This is a genomic window from Pseudomonas sp. PME37.24/025 (assembly GCF_055556615.1).
Map to the genome: position 1 here is coordinate 1 of NZ_JBVHNK010000310.1, position 262 is coordinate 262.

At 64.5% G+C, this 262-nt stretch carries 1 pseudogene; it reads left to right on the top strand.

What is annotated here, in order from left to right:
* Positions 1–262, top strand: a pseudogene (glnA, locus tag ACZ3HH_RS30485) (glutamine synthetase); the annotation flags it as partial.

The window sequence follows — 262 nt, forward strand, 5'->3', positions numbered from 1 at the left end:
GGTCAAGACCATGATCGACATGGGCCTGCCCTGCGACAAGCACCACCACGAAGTCGCCTCGGCGCAGCACGAGCTGGGCCTGACCTTCGGCACGCTGGTGACCACCGCCGACCGCATGCAGGTCTACAAGTACGTGGTCCAGCAGGTCGCGCACGCCTATGGCAAGACCGCCACGTTCATGCCCAAGCCGATCAAGAGCGACAACGGTTCGGGCATGCACACCCACATCTCGATCTGGGACGCGGGCAAGCCGCTGTTCGCC